The following is a 19117-nucleotide window of genomic DNA, read 5'->3' as shown; positions in this document are numbered from 1 at the left end:
AAAAATTGAATAGGAGTGTTCCTTGATGACAAATAGTAAAATGAATCCTAAGGTTGATGAATTTTTAAGTAAAGCTAAAAAGTGGAAAGAAGAATATGAGACGCTGAGAAAGATTGTTCTTGACTGTGAGTTGACCGAAGATTTTAACATACTTCCGAAAGAAGTTATGGAAAGAAATGTTCTGGTCGAGAAGTTTTTGTTTGTTGACTACCGGCGGATCTCCTATCACAGTTGTGAAAGAATATATTGAAAATCAAGGAATGAAATGAGGTGAGTTGATATGGCTACACAAAATAAAGCGTACAAGTTCAGAATATATCCAACAGAAGAACAGAGAATAGTACTCCACAAAACCTTCGGTTTGTCTACAATAAGATGCTGGCGGAACGTATTGATACGTTCGAAAGGCTAAAAGATGATAAAGAGAAGCTTAAAAAAATAAAGCATCCTACTCCTGCTAAATACAAAAAAGAGTTTGAGTGGTTAAAAGAAGTGGACTCTCTAGCGCTGGCTAACGCGCAACTGAACAACGTAAACTTTCTCGTAAGAAGAAAGGTTCTTCAAATTGGAAAAAACAGCGAGTAAAGGTGGCTAAACTACACGAAAAAGTTGCCAATCAACGCAAAAATTTTCTTCATCAAAAATCAAAAGAACGGGTGTCTACTTTGACGCAATCGCGATTGAAGACTTAAATATGAAGGCGATGTCTAAAGTGCTTAAATTTGGAAAAGGTGTAGCTGATAACGCGTGGGGAATGTTCATTACATTCTTAATGGAAAAGGATTAAATGATTAGTACATTTTATTCAAAACATGGCTAATATAAATTGTTAATGTATTTGAGTTAAAAATGGAATAAGGTTAAGTGAACTAATTGATGTTTCATTTGTGTAAAAGTAGAGTAGATTAAAAAAATTTTATTTGAGGAGAAAATGCTATGGAAGTTTTTGCAGAATATTTAGCGAGTATAGATAGCCCTGACCACCGTGACCGAATAGAGGAGGTATTGGCTTGGATTGCTAATACTTTCCCAAATTTGGAACCACAAATCAAATGGAATACGCCAATGTTTACTGATCATGACACATTCATCGTCGGCTTTGCCTCAGCGAAACATCATTTGAGCGTTTCACCTGAAGAAACAGGCATTGCGCACTTTAATCATGACATTGCTCAGGCTGGATATAGCGCTACCAAAGGCCTGTTTCGAATTCTATGGACTGAGCCAGTAAACTATGAATTACTTAAGAATATAATCGAGTTTAATATTTTAGATAAGAAAGACTGTTCAACTTTTTGGCGAAAATAAAAAGCAGATTATGAAAGGTGAACTGATCCCCAAGTAGCTTAAAAATTACAGGATAAATTGGAAGCTGAATTAAAAAGAAAAGATGATTCAGCTTATGAATGGAGAAGAAGGAGGGTACAGAACGGTGGACTTTGAAATGGTTATGAAAGAACTTGAAGCGCTTGGTACGGAACGAATTAAAAAGACTTACATAAACAATGGTGCACACGATCCACTTTTTGGAGTAGCAACAGGAAAAATGAAGCCGATTGCAAAGGAAATCAAGAAAAATCAGGCTTTGGCTGAGCAGCTTTATGCGTCTGGCAATTACGACGCTATGTATTTTGCTGGTATCATTGCAGACCCAACAGAGATGACTGCGGAGGATTTTGAGCGTTGGATCGATAAAGCGTATTTTTACATGCTATCCGATTATGTAGTTGCGGTAACTTTGTCAGAAACCGATTTTGCGCAAGTTGTTGCTGATAGATGGGTGGCAAGCGATGAAGAACTTAAAATGTCGGCAGGTTGGAGTTGTTACTGCTGGCTTTTGGGTAATCGTCCTGACAATGAATTTAGCACAAGCAAGATTGCCGATATGCTTAATCAAGTGGAAGATACGATTCACGATTCTCCAGATCGAACGAAATCGGCTATGAATAATTTTATCTATACAGTCGGTGTTTCATATTTGCCACTTCATGAGAAGGCGCTTGAAACTGCAAAGGCAGTAGGTCCAGTCGAAGTTAAGAAGGATAAGAAAAAAAGTAGTATTCTTCTTGCTTCCGAAAACATTCAAAAGGATATAGATAGAGGACGGCTTGGTTTCAAACGCAAACATGTAAGGTGTTAGCATAGTTCTGTAACTACACTACCTGAAACGAGACTAGATGGAAGGATGTTAAGAGATAAATAAGTAGTGGAAAAAAAAGGATTGGAGATTTAAGTAATGAATAATAAACTAGATAAAGCATTAGCGTTACGAAAGAATGGAAATCACAAAGAATCTAACGAATTGCTAAGTAAATTAGTTAAGGAATTTCCAGACGATGCTTTATATAACTATCAATGTGCTTGGAGCTTTGACATATTAGGAGAAGAAGAAAAGGCAGTGCCCTTTTACGAAAATGCCAGATAGGATTACCTTCTAAGGATATGGAAGGTGCGGTATTGGGATTGGGCAGCACATATAGAGCCTTGGGGGAATATGAAAAATCAAAAGATATATTTTTAAAAGGAATGGAATTATTCCCAGATAATCATGTAATTAAAGTGTTTTATTCCATGACCTTATACAATTTAAAAGAACATTGTAAAGCGATGGAACTGTTACTGAAATGCTTAATAAATACGACAAATGACAATGAAATACTAAGTTATAAAAAAGCCTTAAATTTCTATTCAGATAAACTGGATCAGACTTGGAAGTAGCTTATAAAATTCACTGAATATAAGTTCTTTTCCTGAAACGAGGAGAGGACTTTTTTTGTAACAATACTGGCAGACTTCCTGTGATAAAATGACTTTTAAAATGATAGATTGTGAAGAAATGCATTTAAACTATAGGGGGCGTTTGTTGAATAAGAGAGTCCTTACATATTATATATGTCTAATATGTAAGGAGCCTTATTAGAATTACATTTAACATATGAGATCTTTTCTTTTAATCTTGCGGTTTTTGTTTTGTTGAAGCACTTATGTTTGTGCCACTCTATCCTTACTAAACTCCTGTTCAATTAGCTTATCCATTAGAAAATGATAAAACACTTGATAATTTGTTTTAGTTAGTTTGTCCAGTTCCTGGTGAGTGATGATATTATGTTGGATCAGTAAACCTATAGCAGCTGATATACAATTTACTTTTAAATCTTCTTCCCCTAACATATGAATCACCTTCCCTTATTTACTAAGTAACCCATTCTATATAATAGGCATACTTAAGACACGGACTTATATAAGCTCTTTTCTCAAATTATTGCTCTCATGCTGATAGAAAATGATAATAAAATGTTCTCAACACTTTTTAATGTATACTGTTATCTTTATATACTGCGCTTTCTTTTCCTGCAAAAAAACTAAACGATTTAAAATTTCCCTTATTATGGAATGTTGTATTTGTTTTTAAGAGTTAGGGAAGCTTCTGAACGCTCAGTATGTATCTGAATGCCAACGCCAAGAACTTCTGAACGCCATCCAAGGAAAGTGAATAATGGAATTTATTTTAATTGGTTCTTATTATTTAGCTTATGTAAATGCGAAATAAATTTGGTTTTCCTTTAAGTGAAAAAGGAAATTTTAACTATGTCATAAACCTCCCTGTAGGTAATTATTAAATTATATAGGGAAATTTACATCTCAATAAAATACTGTTATTACAAGTTAGTGAGGTAGAAGTATGAAAGAAACCAATATTAAGAATTTAAAATCTGAAATTATAAAAAAGCACGAGATATTATTTGCAAAGAGACTAGAACTTGAGAGTGAAGCAAGCCGTTTGATGTTAGAAATTAATTTATTAGATGCACAGAATACTCTTGATAAAGTAAGTCAATTAAACCAAAAGATAGATGATATAACCTCTGAAATGGATTATTTGAAACAAGCCCTTGAAGCCATTAATTAAGCTATATATATATCAAAAAAGTGTAACTAATTCTATAAGTATAACCACGAGCAAATTTAAGAGGTATTCAAGCAACTCAAATTTTTCAGATGCAACTAGTGGAGAAACCAGAGTAATTTTAACATAATCCTTTTATATAGATGTAATTGCGTTAGTCTAATAAAAGCCAAATAGAAAAGAGTGATCAACTTGGAAGAAATAAGCGGCCAGATAAATTTCAACCTAATTGAAGCACTACATTCAAACAAACAGCCACTTGTTTCATACAAGTGGCTGTTTTACTTAATTCTCTCTAATATTATGTTTAATAACTTCATTGAATTCTTCTACTTCTTTTCGAATACTAATGGTTGGTCCCCAAGAATCGATAAGATTTATAGCTTCTTGGATAGATTGTAAAGCCTCTATATTCTCTCCTTTTCGTAATAGCAATTGGGCCATCCCGTAGTGATAGTATATTAATTCAATTTGGTTGGCTTTGTCTTTCTGATAAAGAAGGCTATTAAAGCATTTTTCTGCTTCCTCAAGCATATCACAAATGACATAAGCTACACCTAAATTAAAGTAAGCTTCAATGGTCTTTTCTCCTCCATATATTAAACTGATTTCATTAGCTTCTTCATATAATCGGATTGCTGCTCCATAATTTTTATAGACCATACATAGATCACCTCGCACTAATGAAATTCTATGTTGAATCACCGGTGTAGTGAAGATCTCCCTAACTTCTTCAAGAATACATTCTGCTTTGTTAGGATTATTTTTCTTCAACAAGAGCCTTGCTTTTAAGGCAAGTCCCCAAGCTTTCAAATCGTAAACATCAGACCTGTCTGAGCTTAACTGATCTAGTGTCTTTAGACCGGAATCTATTTGTAGTAAGGAATCCTCTAGGTTATTGACTTCCATCAGTGCCCACCCCAATGTGTCGATTCGCAAGAATGCTTCATGGGTATGTTTTCTGAGTTGTTTTGCATAGTCAGCAGCTATTTTCCCATATTTAATCCTTAAAGGTAAATTAATTCGACTCAGAAAATGGCTTATGCGAAATACCAGTTCAATCAAAAGCTCTTTTTGATCGGATTCGTTTGCCCATTTTATAACCTTGAGTATATTTGGCCATTCTTTCTTAATTTCCTCTAAATCACGACCAAGCAAATAACTCCAATAAATCGAATCCGGAAGATCCCGTTTTAAATAGTTGTCTAAATATTGGATATAGTATTGGCTCCAACGCTTACGTGCTACATTTTCAAATTGTTTATCTTCTACCAATCGTTGTTTACCATATGTTACTACGGTTTGATGACCTAGATAATGGATTTTTCCTTCTATACGTTCTCCTTGGATAAGCGCAAATAATTTCATTTGATCAACAGCAAAATGGAATTTTCGAGCGTCTAGTCCAGCCGCTGTTGCCCAACTTTTCTCGTCAGGAGGTTTGCTGAAAAAGCATAACACTTTCCAAAGATGTAAAGTATCTTCATTACATTTCTCCCATGTGCGTCCGAAAAGAAAATCAAATAATTCCAACAGTGAGTAACCGGCTTTTCCTAGTTCCTGAATAAGTTGCTGAGCAGGAATGTCATCATCTGCAATGTAAGCTATACTAAGAGCGATAGCTTTAGGATTTCCAGCAGTAGCTGAAATGAGTTGTTCACGAGTTTCAAGAGGGCTATTTAATAACTGTTTCATTTGTTCTTGTTTGTTCGATGAATTAGACATTTTCATATGTTGTTTTACTTCGTAAGAAAGATAGTTAAGAGCATCGTCCTTTTCCAGTCCCTTTAGTTGAATGGTTATTATATCTCTAAAGTTGTTTCTATATTTTTGCTGTAGATTCTCGCGAGATGTGAGTAATACTTTAACGCCTTGTGGAAGATTAGTAATAAATTCATAAATTTCACTTTCAGCTGTATCGATGCTATCAATCACAAGTAATACAGGTTTTTCTTTTGCATAATTAGCTAATGCATTGCGAACCACAAAACGTTTCTCGTCAATGGATCGGTTGATTTGCTCTATCCGTCCAAGTTGGTAAGCAATTGTATTTAGAAAATCACTAAAGGTTAGTCCCTTCCAGTCAGCACTAAACCATATTATAGAATTGAGGTTTGGCCAATCCATCTCAAGGCTTTCTGTTTCCCTATAATTCTTCTGAATACATGCATATGCTACTTCAAGAGCAAGAGTTGTTTTTCCAATACCAGCCCATCCGGAAATTAAACATAATGGAGAAGGGGAAATTACCCACTGACGAATTGCCTCCAAGTCAAAGTGTCTTCCAATAAAAACTCCTGACCAGCGTGCTGGTAAGTTATGTATTGTAAAATGTTCCTTTGGAGTAGCAGCTTCAGTCTGAAGTTTATTAAGAAATATTTTTTTTACTACTTCCTCAATATCTTTATTAAGGGGTGCACCAAATGAGTTGTCTGCCCCTAATATTTTTGCCTTTTCCAGACACGAAGACATCCAAGCTGGTAAAGCAGGTTTAAGAGTGGGTATAGAAGTTGTTTCCATCAGCTTTGAGAACCAACTGATATCTATATCCGTTTTTTTTAGTATTATCCATATGATGCCGAAGAGCTTTCCATCGTCAATACGACCAGGAATATATTTTAATCCCATCTGACCTATCCAACTTTTAATTGTATTAGGAGATACGCCTAGTTCATTTGCGATATTAGCTATATAAGATTGTCCTAGTGAGCTATCTTCGCCTTTTTTCCTTTTAATCTTATAATCAGGGTGAAGTTTTAGTTCTTTAACACCCGAAGATAACAGTTCTGCAAATGTTTTCCGATCTTCAATTTCAGCCATAAGAATCTTACACCTCCTATTAGCTTTATTTTAACGCTATATCTTTGTTTGTATATAAAAAGAAAAGTACAGTGTTACTGTACTTTTAGACAGTATAAAAGGCTATTAATGGTGTGATGTTAGCAGGTAAAATTAGCTCATGTAATAAAAAACTCTAAAATGTATGCACTTACATAATAATAAAAATATGTTTAAGGAACAGTCAAGTGCATTAGAAATTTATGAGTTAAAAGTAAATTCATATTTATTTTTACGTTATGGATTTATATAGAATTTCTATTAAAGAAAGGAAAATTATTGATGAATAACAACTTACCTAAAACTATGAAAGCAGCTGTCATGCACGGCACAAGAGAAATCAGTATTGAAACATTGCCTATACCACAAATTGATGAAAATGAAGTTTTAATTAAAGTAATGGCTGTAGGAATTTGTGGCTCAGACTTACATTATTATACCCATGGTAGAATTGGTAAATACAAAGTAGAAAAACCATTTATCCTTGGACATGAGTGCTCAGGTGAGGTTGTAGCTATTGGATCAGCTGTGGAAAGATTTAGAGTAGGGGATCGCGTAGCCGTTGAACCAGGAGTAACCTGTGGACATTGTGAAGCATGCAAAGAGGGAAGGTACAACCTTTGTCCAGATGTTCAATTCTTAGCAACACCACCAGTTGATGGTGCCTTTGTTCAATATATAAAAATTCGTCAGGATTTTGTCTTTTTAATCCCGGATTCCCTTTCCTATGAAGATGCTGCCTTAATAGAGCCTTTTTCAGTTGGTATCCATGCAGCGACGAGAACAAAACTTCAGCCTGGGTCAACAATTGCGATTATGGGAATGGGACCGGTAGGGTTAATGGCTGTAGCAGCAGCGAAAGCATTTGGAGCAAGTACAATAATAGCAACAGACTTAGAACCATTGCGTCTTGAGGCAGCAAAACGAATGGGGGCAACTCACGTTATTAATATCAGAGAGCAAGATCCTCTTAATGAAATTAAAAATATTACTGAAAACGTAGGCGTTGACGTTGCATGGGAGACTGCAGGGAATCCAAAAGCATTACAATCTTCACTATCTTCAATTCGTCGTGGTGGGAAATTAGCAATCGTAGGTTTACCTTCTCAAAGCGATATTCCACTCGATGTACCATTTATTGCTGATAATGAGATTGATATATATGGTATTTTCCGCTATGCCAACACTTATCCAAAAGGAATTAAATTTCTTACTTCCGGTGCAATTGACACAAAGAATCTTGTAACAGATAGATATCCGTTAGCCGGCACACGTGAAGCGATGGAGAGAGCACTAAATTTTAAAAACGAATGTTTAAAAATTATAGTGTATCCAAACGAATAAAAACATTATACTTGAAAGCTAGGTTTCTAGTTGGTATTTATGACAAGATTCTTGAACTTTTAATTTTCAGATGCGGAGTTAAAATAGGACATTTGCAACTAAACCGCATCTGTTTTTTCTTTAAGGTAAATGTTTATAATACGGACTTTCTACTAGCTTTCTTAACATATTTTTGAAAACGCATTCTGGAGGTATTACCTATGTTAAACGCAGAACAATCACAAATATTAGAGGCTGAAAGTAAAGGTAAACCTAATTCTATTCCTAGGTTATCCTGGTTAGAACGGTTTGGATATGGAGCGGGAGACATGGCATATAATATTGTTTTTCAATTCGTTAATGCCTATCTACTTTTTTATTATACTGATGTCGGAGGTATCCATCCTGCAGCTGTTGCAACGCTATTTTTAGTAGTACGAGTTCTAGATGCTATTTGCGACCCTATAATGGGAGTTATTTTAGATAAAACTAATACACGTTGGGGAAAAGCCAGACCATATTTGTTATGGGTCTCACTTCCTTTTGCTTTATTCACTATCCTATGTTTTACCAACCCTCACTTAGGGTCAACTGGAAATATTATATATATGTATATTACCTATATCTTATTAGGGATGACGTTTAGTATGCAAACGATTCCAGTTAATAGCTTAACAGGACGAATTACTAATAATGTTCAGGAACGCACGGTTTTAACAACTACTCGTATGATATTGGTTTATGTAGGAATCCTCCTTTCCATTTCATGCGCAACCCCTCTTGTAACAGCTATTGGAGGCGAAAATCAAGAATTTGGATTTCAGATGACTGCTCTAGTCTATGCTGCTGTAAGTATAATTTTAAATCTGTTTAGCTTCTTTACAGTACGCGAGCGCATTGCTCCTAAAAAGAGTAAAAAACATGGAATTAAAGTAACTTTATCTGTTTTGTTTAAAAACAAACCACTACTAGTACTAGTTTCGTCTTTCTTGGCATTTGCTATTGGTTTTAATATTAAACTTAGTACAATGGTTTACTATTTTACTTACAATGTTCATCAAAAGGAATTAGTATTTTGGGGCACTGTTTTATTTTTTGGAGCTGCGCTAATTAGTAACTTATTTATTCCTTTATTCTCTGATAAATGGGGTAGAAAGAGTGTAATGATTGTATCAGCTACAGTATCTCTTATTTCATATATAGGACTCCAATTTACTTCTTTTGATTCAGTTGCTTTAATTTTATTTTGGCTGTTTGCTTCGGGATTCTTTACCACTCCACTAAACACACTAGCTTGGGGGATGGTTGCCGATTGTGTAGATTATGCTGAATGGAAAACTGGAGTTCGAGCAGATGGTGTTGTTATTTCCTTAATGAGTTTTACTAATAAGTTAGGGGTTGCACTTGCTGGATCATTCTCAGCCATCTATTTGGGGATAGCAGGCTATGTAGCTAATGCAGAACAAACCGTAGCTTCCTTAAATGCTATAAAAAATATGAATGCTCTAGTGCCAGGAATTTTCATTTTACTTTCTGTATTAATAATCTGCTTTTATCCTTTAACTGAAAAAACATACAATAAAATGATTTTGGATTTAGAGAAAAAATCTAAGTAAATGAGTGTGATATAAGTGCAAAATAGCATAAGTGAAAATGCTCCAGTTGTTTGTGTAGGAGAATTATTAATTGATTTCTTTTGTAGCAATATTAATTCCAATTTAATAGAGGGACGCCAATTTTTAAAAAATGCCGGTGGAGCACCAGCAAATGTATGCGCAACCATAGCGAAACTAGGGGGTAATGCATCATTTAGTGGTAAAGTAGGTAAAGACCCATTCGGTTACTTTTTAGAAGAAACCTTAAATTCATTAAACGTAGATACTTCGATGCTTGCTTGGGATGAAAAGGTAGCAACTACCCTAGCTTTTGTGTCTCTACAAGAAAATGGTGAGCGAGACTTTGTATTTCATAGGGGAGCTGACGCTTTAATGACAATGGAGGACATTAACCTAAATGAAATAAATAAAGCTGAAATCCTTCATTTTGGTTCAGCCACGGCAATGTTAACTTCTCCATTCCGTGAAACTTATTTAAGCCTTATCTCTAGTGCTAAAGAGGAAGGAAAGTTTATTTCTTTTGATCCTAACTATCGAAGAGATTTATGGAAAGGAAGATTAATTGATTTCATCTCAATTGCAAAGAAAGCTATTGCTTTAAGTGATTTTGTAAAAGTAAGTGATGAAGAATTAGAGATTATCACAGGCATTAAGAATCATGAAGTAGGTGTTGATACCCTACATAAAATGGGAGCTAAAATTGTAGCAGTTACGCTTGGAAAAAGGGGAACATTGATATCTAATAGTAGAAAAAAAGAACTAGTGAAGAGTATTCCTATTAAGTCAATTGACTCTACAGGAGCTGGGGATGCTTTTGTAGGTGCAACGTTGTTCAAATTAGCTAATACACAGAATATCAAATCCATTAAAAATGATTTCGAGCATTTACTCGACATTATTGCATTTGCAAACCGAGTTGGAGCGCTGGTATGTACAAAGATAGGAGCAATTGAAGCACTGCCAAATATTGAAGAAATAGAAATTACTAGTGTATAAACAGCCTAGCAGTAATAATACAATAATTAGACATCATTTTATATTAGTCCTATAGCAAAGGCATTTTATACAATATACGCCTTGTCTTTGGCTATAAAAGAAATACCTCAGAGAACGTTAATTTAGTTCAGATTTTCCATATGGAGATCGATATTTACATCTACAGGCTGTTAAGCGTCATACATCTAGTCAAGAAGTTATAGATAGAGTATTAGGTGGAAATGAGATACTTTCTTTTTTATTTTAATTCTGTTTTCATAATAGAATTAAAATTCTCTTTAGCATGGTGCCTCTTTTGCACATAAGTCTTCCTCACTCTATAAAAGAAACCTCAGTTCAATTCATAAATTTGAACTGAGGTTTCTTATTATCCTCGAAAGATTAAATTTATTTTTTATTTACTTGGCGTCCACTTTTTTTCTGGCTCTGGGAACCTGTGTTGCCAACTTGAAATTCATTACCTAATTCAACATCATTTCTTTTATCTTGCTTCTCTACTTGCTCTCTTGTTTGATTCTTTTTCTGTATCCCTTGTTTTGACATTACTTATCTCATCTCGCTTTCATCTAGTATTGTTTTTAATATGTGCAACTATAAGAAAAAACATATAAATTAAATAAATAAATTGTTAGTTGCTTCTGAACCAAAGCCCTATTTGCCACTAGGCTAATCCCAGCATATAAACAATCGAGCACATCTTACATTACTACCTACACCTTACCTAATGCAGTAATTATTCTTTTTTAGTTTTAGGGTGGACGGCCAAGCTTTATGGGATTAATTTGATTTTGGAATAAGTGAGAATAGTATCTTAAAAATGACACATAATTAGTAAAACAATTACTGTTGTTTAATATGTCAAGAGATGAAGATTTTACTCATTTTTGGAGGAAGTTGTAATGGAGAAAGATCAAACTTTGAAAAATGCGATGAATGAATGGGCACGTGTAACTGAGAATCCACAAATGTTAATGACTTATGAAGTAAACCAGGAATTCCAAGTAGATGAAAAATTGACATTAAAAAAAGCTGAAAAACAAGGGGAAAAAAGAGCTATTAAGGGAGTAGCATTAAGAATGCTACAAAAAGGTATGGATAATCAAACAATATCTGAATTAACTGAGCTTACAGAAGAAGAGATTGAACAGATTCGTAAATAACGAATGTAAACCGAGGGTAGGAAGAAATATATCCAAAACAAAATTTTATTTTATCACGATAAAAAAAGGGCTACCCCAAAATAGGAAAGAGGTAGCTTGCTCTACTCAAGCTAAAAATTGAATACATTGGTTGAGTTAAAACAACTACATTATTTTAACATGTATAAAATTTTTAGTGAAACGCTATCATTTCCAGTTTTATTAACTAATTTCCTCTGCTAAAATGGAATCATAGGGATGAAGAGAGAAGGGTAGATGAGGCATATGAGTACGAGTCTATTGCTAACTTTAGGGGTTATATTTTTGGCAACAATAGCTATAGCCATTTTAATTAAGATTCCAGAAGAAGATTAAACTGAATAATAAAATGAAAAGCTATCTCAAATTATGAACGAGATAGCTTCTTTACTACTTAATGTCTCATTTGAAAAATTAAAATTAATTTTATATAGAGGAATTAGATGTATAAAAATTAATTAAAAACAAATACTTTCACTGTCATAAATAAAAAGGAGGCTAGATAAAGGTGGATGCACAAAGAGCACAAGAAATTGCCAATTCAGTGGACATGGCCAATGTAATATATAATGGAAAAAGTATTTACATTGAGCATGTAGACCAACAAAATGGGGTAGCTACAATTCATAACCTGGATGAACCAAATAATAAGCAAAGTGTTTCTATATCTGAACTAGCAGAACAGTAATTTATTCTTAAAATAAAAAAGCCGTTTTATTTAGGCTTTTTTTTATTTTTCTCTTATTTTTATCGAGAGAGGAAGAGAGGATGAGAAGAAAAAATCACCACATCAGAAAAGTGTTGTTAGATCAAGGATGTATAAAAATCTAACCATAATGAACTTCACTTTTAAGTGGAGGACTCAATATAATGAAACGCGACTCCTTATAACTTCCATCTTTCAAAGAAATCTCTTCCCAACAACAGTAAATCAAGCAAATAAGAAAATATTGTATGAGGGTTAGGGGTCATTTTTTCGCTTATGTTGACTTCTGCGAAATTATAAGGTAGAATAATTTTTGTTGGTGGCGAAACAGATATTAATTATTAAATTACTAGTCCATGTTTCATATGAAGGGGTAGCATAAGAATAAACACGACTTACTGTAAATTATTTCTATATTTATTGGTGGCATAGCTAAGTGGTAAGGCGAAGGTCTGCAATACCTTTTTCGCCGGTTCAAATCCGGTTGCCGTCTCCACATTCTAATAGAGAACTTAGAAAGGACCTTTAGCTCAGCTGGTTAGAGCAGATGGCTCATAACCGTCCGGTCGTAGGTTCGAGTCCTACAAGGTCCACCATTGAACCTGAAATATGGAGGAATACCCAAGTCTGGCTGAAGGGATCGGTCTTGAAAACCGACAGGGGTGTCAAAGCCCGCGGGGGTTCGAATCCCTCTTCCTCTTCCATTATATCTTTATTATTATCGCGGGGTGGAGCAGTCTGGTAGCTCGTCGGGCTCATAACCCGAAGGTCGCAGGTTCAAATCCTGTCCCCGCAACCATTTTTCACATGCGGATGTGGCGGAATTGGCAGACGCGCTAGACTTAGGATCTAGTGTCTTATGACGTGGGGGTTCAAGTCCCTTCATCCGCACCATTTTAGGAAGCGCACGTAGCTCAATTGGATAGAGCGTTTGACTACGGATCAAAAGGTTAGGGGTTCGACTCCTCTCGGGCGCGCCATAAACGGGAAGTAGATCAGTTTTGTAGAGCCCAAATCTGATAAGCGTGAGGTCGGTGTCAAGCCCACTTAGGCCTACCATTATTCCACAGTATTTCAGTGGGAGATCCATACAGAGAAGTACCCAAGCGGCTCAAGGGGCTCCCCTGCTAAGGGAGTAGATCGTTAACGCGATGCGAGGGTTCGAATCCCTTCTTCTCTGCCATTTTATAATTTTATCTGGTCCGTTGGCCGAGTGGTCGAGAAATTGCCCTTTTAAAAAGGTAACACGGGTTCGAATCCCGGACGGGTCATTACAAAAAAGGCAGTTTGCTGATAAAGCAAGCTGTCTTTTTATTGGATAAGAGATATTGCTTTAATCCATTATGTAAAACTAATTTAAATGTTATTAGAATGAAGATAAGAAAAACATTTGATAATAGTGGCGATAACTAGGAGTATGTCAACAGAGATATTTAATAAATTTCAACATTGTAGAAACGCTCTAGCTATAATCCCAAATGAACCAGCCCCAACAAAAAAGCACTCACCAAAGTGAGTGCTTTCCTATTAAATAAACAATCCAACCATAATACCTGTTAAAATCGAGCCCATTGTAGCGACTAACAGCATTTTCAAGCCGAACTTTGCAACCCGTGAAGCTTGTTCGCCGTTGATTGCTTGGATCGTACCAAGAACGATACCAATTGAGCTGAAGTTTGCAAATGAGATTAAGTAAGCTGATACGATACCAACCGTTTTTTCAGAAAGGTGAGGCATCATTTTTTGGAAGTCAAGCATGGCAACGAATTCGTTTGCTACTACTTTTGTTCCCATTACGCCGCCGGCTCTCATTAGTTCATCTGCCGGAATACCCATGATAAAGGCAATTGGGTAGAAGATATAGCCTAAAATGTCTTGAACAGTTAATCCGATTACGCCGTTTAATACGTAGTTCACTAATGCTAAAAGACCAACGTACGTTACAAGCATCGCTGCTACGATTAACGCAACGCGTCCGCCGTCTAGTGCTCCGTCACCGATTGCTTCAAACAGCGTGCCTTGCTTAGCAGGCGCTTTAATATCGACTTCGTTTTCATCTTCTACTTTTACAGGTGCAACGATAGAAGAAACGATTAAGCCAGAGAATACGTTTAGCGGAAGGGCAATTAATACGTATTCAGCCGGAATCATCTGCATGTATGCGCCTAGAATCGAACAAGAAACGGATACTAAAGATGTTGTTGTAACGATAAATAAACGGTTTGGTGTTAAACCTCCGATGTGGTTTTTCACCGCAATTAGCGCCGTTGTATCACCAAAAATCATTGCGTTCACTGCTGTGAAGCTTTCAATTTGGGGAAGTCCGGTAATTTTTGAAACAAGTCCTCCGATATATTTGATCCCAAAGGGTAAAATACGAGAGTAGTTTAAAATACTTAATAATGCTGAAACGAATACAATCATAACTAACGTTTGGATAAAGAAAATGCCTTTTCCTGCAAGATCTCCAAACACGAACGAAATTCCGTCGTTACCAAATGATAAGATCTTTGTAAATACACTCGTAATAAAGTCAAGCACCTTGCGACCAATCGATGTATTCATCATAAAAGCAGAGATAGCAAGCTGAATAACCAGCATAACTGCGATGCCTTTGTAGTTGATAAGTTTCTTGTCGTTTGACATGAGGAACGCAACTGCTAAGACAATTACAATTCCGATAATTCCCATTAAAATTGACATTTACTTTTCTCCTTACATGTACTCTATATTTATAAAAGAGGGACGTGCATAGAAATGACTATGTAAGTCGGCCTCTATTTTATATAAAAATCAGGACTTTCACGCTAGTTTTAGTAAAAATGGGCAAAATTTTTTAGGGCATTGTAAAAAATGATGTAATTGTAAAATAATATTTACTATGTGCTAATATGTAAAAAAACATGCAGAACTGACATAATAACTTATATTTCGACAGCCTCTACTATCTTAAATCATTTCGAACAAAAGAAAAAGAGGAAATGAAGATATTTTTAATATAATTGTGAAATATTTTTTAAACTTTCATGATATTGCCAAGATTTTAGTGGAATACACAAAAAATAAGAGCGCCATCTTTAAAATGTGGTAAAATATGACGTAATTAGTAAGGGAAAACGGGGAAGGGAGAGGTACGAATGAATCAACGTAAAATAATTCATTTAGCAACCGGCATGCCTGAACAAATGGCATACAGTCCTGACAAAGAAATGCGCACAGGCATATGCAAGAAGCAAGTAGACGAGACCTTTTTAGCAAAAAAAGGGTTTCAAGGCGACGGCGTAGCGAACTTAAAGTATCACGGCGGACCGGATCGTGCGGTGTGCGTGTATCCGTATGAACACTACAAAAAATGGAACGAAGAATTTGATACGGAGCTGCCGATGTCTGCGTTTGGAGAAAATCTTGTTGTTGCAGGCATGGTTGAAAAAGACGTATGCATTGGAGACGTTTATCAAGTAGGAGACGCCGTTATTCAAGTGACGCAAGGGCGAAATCCATGTGACACGATTACAAAGCGAACGGGCGTTAAAGGGATTTTAAAACGAATGATTGATACAAGCTATACCGGCTATCTTTGCCGCGTGCTGAAAGAAGGTACGATTACGCAAGGTGCAGAAGTGAAATTGATTGAAGCTCATCCAAACCAAGTATCCGTTTGGTTTACGCTTGATTTATATTTCCATCGCCCAAAAGATGTAGAAGGGATGAAGCGGGCTTTAGAAGTGGCTGAGCTAGCTGAAGACTGGAAGCATAAATTTCAAACGCGTATTGAAAAGGCGCTTTCCGTCGCGCAGAGATAAAAAGTAAATGCCCTCTAATCGTTAGAACGTATCTAACGATTAGAGGGCATTTTTTTCTTAGAAGCGTCCGTATCCTAAGAAATGATCTTGGTAGTAAGAAACATCTAGGTCAGCTACAGCTACACCGTGTGAACCAGCATGAATCATTTGGCCGTTTCCGATGTAGATTCCCATGTGAGATGGGCCGCTTGTGTATGTGTTTTGGAAGAATACTAGATCCCCTGGTTGTGGAGACGAAATTTTTGTCGCCATGTTCCAGTAGTTTGCTACGCTTGTACGTGAAATGCTGTGACCGCTATGGTTGAACACGTATGCGATAAAGCCTGAGCAGTCAAATCCGCTTGGTGTGTTTCCTGCCCATTGGTAAGGTGATCCTACTAAACTACGTGCAACATTTACTGTGCTTCCAGAAGCCGTGCTTGTTGTTGGAGCAGGTGCTGGTGTGCTTGTTTCTTGTGCTGCAGATGGAGATGCAGATGCTGTAGAAGTAGAAGGAGTTGATGTGCTTACACCTTTTACTTGACTTGCGCTTGGTTTACCTGATGCAATTGTTACGTAGCTTGAGCTTTTTGAAATCCATTTGTTTGGTGCAATTTCAACTAAGCCGTTTGCTTCTTTTAAAATAGCAAACTCTTGGCCTTGTGTTGCAGTTCCAACGACCGGAGATGAAAAGCTAGCTCCTTGACGAATATTTAACGCACTCACGTTTACGATGACTTTTTGATTAGTAGTAGTAGTTGCTTGTTGTTGAGGTACGCTTGGCGTTACCTTTTCTTGTACGGGTGCTGGTGCAGCGCCTCCGTCATTTGCACTTGCTGAAGTTGTGCTAAATGTTAGGGCAGCGGGAACAAGTAATGCTGCTAACCCCATATTCATAACTGTACGATTTGCTTTCTTTAGCATGTTCTTTCTCCCTTTCCATAACTTGTTTTATTCACAACTGTGAGTCTATCAATCCTGACAGGAAAAGTAAACATCTAATTCCAAATTACGACATTTTGTAACATAGTTTTAATATTAAAGAGCGGTATAAGTAGAATTGTCACCTTCTCTGTAATAATTCTGACAATTTATCTAGGTAGAAATGTTTAGGGAATTCATAGATTTATTAGAAAATATGTAAAGGGTATGGAATTTTTCTATTTTTATGTTAAAAAAGAGGGGGAATTAAGGAAACAGCGGCTATTTAGCTGCTGTTTCTAAGAGATATAGTTCGATGGTAATATAGTTTACTAACTCATCTATTGAATAACAGGTTACAAATTTCAGCTAATGTATATAGAGAGAATACCAAAACTAAGTAAAAAAACCGTATTCGCAACTCGAATACGGTTTTTCGTTTATTCAGTGACTTCAGTTTCATTTGCTTTTAGCTTTTCATAAAATACGCCAAGCGAAGTCGTTACATACGGAACGAGCCATAATAACCCAATGCCAAGCGTGATGATACTTAAAATTCCCCAGCCGATAAAGCTTAAAACAAGTAAAAAGTAGGTCCACTTGTAGCCGTTCATTAACCGTCTGCTTTCAGTAATAGACTGGTTGACTGAATAATCTGGGTTATCGCGGAATACGTAGTAAGCCTGTGAATAGGCAAGGCTTTTGATGATGCCGGGAATGATTAATAAAATGCTCCATAGCACGGTATAAATAATCGTTAGCAAGTAAAGTCCGAGTGTTCTAAAATATAAGCCCGCAGATGAAAACGAATCAAACACATTTCCAACACGTACACTTTCTCCTCGCACCAAACGCAGCAGTACCCAGTAGTAAGAGAAAAAGAGCGGTACGAGCAGCAGGGATACAATATTAGCTAAGGTAGACTGAGAGTATTCGGTTTCGGACCCGTTTGGAAATCCGTTGATTAAAAAGTCAATAAGTCCTGGAATACCGGCAGCGATTAGATACGTAACGAACGTAAGCAGTACGGCAAATCCCCAGCGGTTTTTCAGCGCTGCGAGTGCACCTTGCTTCACTTCTTTTATTCTCATAACTTGATGTCCCCCTCTAGGTGAGTTTATACAGAGAATTTAACCTGTACATTAGTCAATATATTAGCGATTTTTGAATATATGAATGCTTGCACTAATAAGTTGTGTAAAGATTTTTTAGACGCTTGAAATTTGTGGAAAGTTCTTTAAAATGGAAGTATAAGGATATTTTAAGTGGGAGGAGAAAAGGAAATGACGCTTTTGTATTTGCTGATTCTGGCAGTCGTCTATGTCTTTCTGGATTTTTGCCTGCGAAAAAAGCTGCATACAAAGATGAAAAAGCTATTGGAGAAGCTTTAAAGGAAGGCGTCCTCTGTTTATCACAATTGAAATGGTGATGCTTGCTGCGTTTTTAGTGCTGATCTTTGTTATACCTCCAGCCTACACCTCTGTTTTTATATTTCTTTTCTTTTTTTTCCTATACGTAATTCGAGGTTTCGAAGAATGGAAGTTTGAAAGAAAGCAAAAAGAGCACTACCACTCGTGGTTTGGTGCAACTTTTTTCTTATTAGGGACGTTTATATTACTGATGACAGATATGTAAAACAAAATTGAGACATAACGAAATGAAGCGCGGTTGATTTTCGTGCAAGGCTTCGCTTTCCGCGGGCGGCCGGTGAGCCTCCTCGTCGCGTGCGCTCCTGCGGGGTCTCACCCGTCCCGCTTTTCCCGCAGGAGTCTTCGTCTTGCCCTCCAATCAACCACTAGAAACACCTACATATATGAAACAAGCCTACGTTCACCATACCCATGAAAAAA

18 protein-coding genes, 7 tRNA genes and 4 pseudogenes are annotated in these 19117 nt (G+C 36.2%); 22 read left to right on the top strand and 7 right to left on the bottom strand.

The annotated features are described in order from the left end of the window. Positions 1 to 25: 25 nt before the first annotated feature. From ACN6NE_RS02080 to ACN6NE_RS02055, 6 genes and pseudogenes are all read left to right on the top strand, one after another. Positions 26 to 145 (top strand): annotated as a pseudogene (locus ACN6NE_RS02080) (hypothetical protein); the annotation flags it as partial. A gap of 10 nt (positions 146 to 155) precedes the next feature. Continuing rightward, positions 156 to 269: pseudogene (locus tag ACN6NE_RS02075) on the top strand (transposase); the annotation flags it as partial. Positions 270 to 280: 11 nt separating this feature from the next. After that, positions 281 to 772: pseudogene (locus ACN6NE_RS02070) on the top strand (transposase); the annotation flags it as partial. A 164-nt stretch (positions 773 to 936) separates the two neighbouring features. Beyond that, positions 937 to 1308 (top strand): iron chaperone, encoded by a 372-nt coding sequence (locus tag ACN6NE_RS02065; protein ID WP_129703374.1) that lies wholly within the window; start codon positions 937 to 939, stop codon positions 1306 to 1308. Positions 1309 to 1432: 124 nt separating this feature from the next. After that, entirely contained in the window at positions 1433 to 2140 is a 708-nt protein-coding gene (locus tag ACN6NE_RS02060; RefSeq protein WP_474324258.1) for a DNA alkylation repair protein, read from the top strand. Between the two features lie 96 nt (positions 2141 to 2236). Continuing rightward, a pseudogene (locus ACN6NE_RS02055) lies at positions 2237 to 2718 on the top strand (tetratricopeptide repeat protein). 264 nt (positions 2719 to 2982) lie between these two features. On the opposite strand, the gene ACN6NE_RS02050 reads toward ACN6NE_RS02055, so the two are convergent. Further along, a complete protein-coding gene (locus ACN6NE_RS02050; protein ID WP_129703368.1) occupies positions 2983 to 3171 on the bottom strand; it encodes a hypothetical protein in 189 nt (62 codons plus the stop codon). A 511-nt stretch (positions 3172 to 3682) separates the two neighbouring features. On the opposite strand from ACN6NE_RS02050, the gene ACN6NE_RS02045 reads away from it, so the two are divergent. Further along, entirely contained in the window at positions 3683 to 3910 is a 228-nt protein-coding gene (locus ACN6NE_RS02045) for a hypothetical protein (protein ID WP_129703366.1), read from the top strand. Positions 3911 to 4192: 282 nt separating this feature from the next. Here ACN6NE_RS02045 and ACN6NE_RS02040 read toward each other — a convergent pair whose 3' ends face one another. After that, on the bottom strand, positions 4193 to 6727 hold the full coding sequence (locus ACN6NE_RS02040; protein ID WP_474324257.1) for an NACHT domain-containing protein: 2535 nt from the start codon (positions 6725 to 6727) through the stop codon (positions 4193 to 4195). A 300-nt stretch (positions 6728 to 7027) separates the two neighbouring features. Between ACN6NE_RS02040 and ACN6NE_RS02035 the strand changes: the two genes are divergently transcribed. The 3 genes from ACN6NE_RS02035 to ACN6NE_RS02025 all read left to right on the top strand — a co-directional run bounded on the left by ACN6NE_RS02035 (position 7028) and on the right by ACN6NE_RS02025 (position 10680). Beyond that, positions 7028 to 8089, top strand: a complete 1062-nt coding sequence (locus ACN6NE_RS02035; protein WP_474324256.1) for an NAD(P)-dependent alcohol dehydrogenase — start codon at positions 7028 to 7030, stop codon at positions 8087 to 8089. A 200-nt stretch (positions 8090 to 8289) separates the two neighbouring features. Continuing rightward, complete coding sequence (locus ACN6NE_RS02030) at positions 8290 to 9684, top strand: MFS transporter (protein ID WP_474324254.1); 1395 nt, start codon at positions 8290 to 8292, stop codon at positions 9682 to 9684. Positions 9685 to 9699: 15 nt separating this feature from the next. After that, positions 9700 to 10680, top strand: a complete 981-nt coding sequence (locus ACN6NE_RS02025) for a carbohydrate kinase family protein (protein ID WP_129703358.1) — start codon at positions 9700 to 9702, stop codon at positions 10678 to 10680. Positions 10681 to 11067: 387 nt separating this feature from the next. Here the strand turns inward: ACN6NE_RS02025 and ACN6NE_RS02020 are convergent, their stop codons facing one another. Then, positions 11068 to 11223 carry a hypothetical protein gene (locus tag ACN6NE_RS02020; protein WP_165351631.1) on the bottom strand — a complete coding sequence of 52 codons (156 nt, stop codon included), beginning with the start codon at positions 11221 to 11223 and terminating at the stop codon, positions 11068 to 11070. 356 nt (positions 11224 to 11579) lie between these two features. Between ACN6NE_RS02020 and ACN6NE_RS02015 the strand changes: the two genes are divergently transcribed. The 9 genes from ACN6NE_RS02015 to ACN6NE_RS01975 all read left to right on the top strand — a co-directional run bounded on the left by ACN6NE_RS02015 (position 11580) and on the right by ACN6NE_RS01975 (position 13747). Continuing rightward, a complete protein-coding gene (locus ACN6NE_RS02015; protein WP_129703356.1) occupies positions 11580 to 11840 on the top strand; it encodes a hypothetical protein in 261 nt (86 codons plus the stop codon). A gap of 526 nt (positions 11841 to 12366) precedes the next feature. Further along, positions 12367 to 12546: a small acid-soluble spore protein H gene (locus tag ACN6NE_RS02010; RefSeq protein ID WP_057244115.1), complete on the top strand. Its 180-nt coding sequence runs from the start codon at positions 12367 to 12369 to the stop codon at positions 12544 to 12546. Positions 12547 to 12986: 440 nt separating this feature from the next. Then, positions 12987 to 13060 (top strand) — tRNA-Cys (locus ACN6NE_RS02005). Positions 13061 to 13083: 23 nt separating this feature from the next. Beyond that, positions 13084 to 13160, top strand: a tRNA-Ile gene (locus ACN6NE_RS02000). A 15-nt stretch (positions 13161 to 13175) separates the two neighbouring features. Then, a tRNA-Ser gene (locus tag ACN6NE_RS01995) sits at positions 13176 to 13268 on the top strand. An 18-nt stretch (positions 13269 to 13286) separates the two neighbouring features. Next, a tRNA-Met gene (locus tag ACN6NE_RS01990) sits at positions 13287 to 13363 on the top strand. A gap of 10 nt (positions 13364 to 13373) precedes the next feature. Beyond that, positions 13374 to 13458: transfer RNA gene (locus tag ACN6NE_RS01985), tRNA-Leu, on the top strand. Positions 13459 to 13467: 9 nt separating this feature from the next. Continuing rightward, positions 13468 to 13544: transfer RNA gene (locus ACN6NE_RS01980), tRNA-Arg, on the top strand. A gap of 112 nt (positions 13545 to 13656) precedes the next feature. Further along, a tRNA-Ser gene (locus tag ACN6NE_RS01975) sits at positions 13657 to 13747 on the top strand. Positions 13748 to 14091: 344 nt separating this feature from the next. Here the strand turns inward: ACN6NE_RS01975 and ACN6NE_RS01970 are convergent. Continuing rightward, the gene (locus ACN6NE_RS01970) at positions 14092 to 15267 is read right to left on the bottom strand and encodes a NupC/NupG family nucleoside CNT transporter (RefSeq protein ID WP_013058262.1); all 1176 of its coding nucleotides are present in this window, start codon (positions 15265 to 15267) and stop codon (positions 14092 to 14094) included. A gap of 434 nt (positions 15268 to 15701) precedes the next feature. On the opposite strand from ACN6NE_RS01970, the gene ACN6NE_RS01965 reads away from it, so the two are divergent. Then, positions 15702 to 16367 carry an MOSC domain-containing protein gene (locus ACN6NE_RS01965; RefSeq protein WP_474324251.1) on the top strand — a complete coding sequence of 222 codons (666 nt, stop codon included), beginning with the start codon at positions 15702 to 15704 and terminating at the stop codon, positions 16365 to 16367. 57 nt (positions 16368 to 16424) lie between these two features. Here the strand turns inward: ACN6NE_RS01965 and ACN6NE_RS01960 are convergent, their stop codons facing one another. Beyond that, on the bottom strand, positions 16425 to 17270 hold the full coding sequence (locus ACN6NE_RS01960; RefSeq protein WP_129703352.1) for a C40 family peptidase: 846 nt from the start codon (positions 17268 to 17270) through the stop codon (positions 16425 to 16427). A 437-nt stretch (positions 17271 to 17707) separates the two neighbouring features. Next, entirely contained in the window at positions 17708 to 18358 is a 651-nt protein-coding gene (locus ACN6NE_RS01955) for a DUF975 family protein (protein WP_129703350.1), read from the bottom strand. Between the two features lie 125 nt (positions 18359 to 18483). Between ACN6NE_RS01955 and ACN6NE_RS01950 the strand changes: the two genes are divergently transcribed. Both ACN6NE_RS01950 and ACN6NE_RS01945 read left to right on the top strand, forming a co-directional pair. Next, on the top strand, positions 18484 to 18696 hold the full coding sequence (locus ACN6NE_RS01950; RefSeq protein WP_240702281.1) for a hypothetical protein: 213 nt from the start codon (positions 18484 to 18486) through the stop codon (positions 18694 to 18696). Then, a complete protein-coding gene (locus tag ACN6NE_RS01945) occupies positions 18690 to 18902 on the top strand; it encodes a DUF4181 domain-containing protein (RefSeq protein ID WP_474324249.1) in 213 nt (70 codons plus the stop codon). The genes ACN6NE_RS01950 and ACN6NE_RS01945 overlap by 7 nt, the downstream gene beginning before the upstream one ends. Here ACN6NE_RS01945 and ACN6NE_RS01940 read toward each other — a convergent pair. Continuing rightward, positions 18877 to 19059 carry a hypothetical protein gene (locus ACN6NE_RS01940; RefSeq protein WP_129703348.1) on the bottom strand — a complete coding sequence of 61 codons (183 nt, stop codon included), beginning with the start codon at positions 19057 to 19059 and terminating at the stop codon, positions 18877 to 18879. The two genes, ACN6NE_RS01945 and ACN6NE_RS01940, sit on opposite strands and share 26 nt — an antisense overlap. Between the last annotated feature and the right edge of the window lie 58 nt (positions 19060 to 19117).

It is taken from the genome of Priestia sp. 53B2 (genome assembly GCF_056099005.1).
This window is presented reverse-complemented; position numbering and strand designations above follow the sequence as displayed.